Below are 494 nucleotides of genomic sequence, written 5' to 3' on the forward strand. Positions count from 1 at the left end.
GTACATTCCAACCCATTGCTCAAATAATTTACCTGATTCTGGCTATAGTCAGATGTAACTGCATTAAACCTTTCATCCCAGTTATTAGGATTTTCTATCAAGAAATTATCACTAACGTAAAAGTTTGATGCTAAAAATTCCAAAATCCGACTTTTACCGGCACCATTTTTTCCAGTCATAACACTAATTAAGTTCTTCCCAGAATTTGAATATTTTGACAACTCAAACTCTTTACCTTCAATAGTTACTTTACGAATTTGGAACGTCACGCTAGACCTTTAGAGTTGATATTTTGGCACATTATATTCAATCTATCACAGTGACACTAGGTTATTAAACGAAACCAATTGTATTGTTATGGGGAAACACGAAAAACGACGATTACATTGTCGATGTGTATTTCGTAGGCTAAGCCCTACCCTAAATTAACTTAGCCACAACACTCTAATTTTTCTTAATCAACTTCCACAAAAAAGAGCCGCTAAAAAGCGGCT

The 494-nt window shown here is 34.6% G+C and carries 1 pseudogene; it reads right to left on the reverse strand.

The window, feature by feature from the left end:
- Positions 1 to 269, reverse strand: a pseudogene (locus AB4496_RS24300) (hypothetical protein); the annotation flags it as partial.
- Between the last annotated feature and the right edge of the window lie 225 nt (positions 270 to 494).

This window comes from Vibrio sp. 10N.222.46.A1 (assembly GCF_041473595.1).
In the GTDB taxonomy this organism is placed as follows: domain Bacteria; phylum Pseudomonadota; class Gammaproteobacteria; order Enterobacterales; family Vibrionaceae; genus Vibrio; species Vibrio tasmaniensis_A.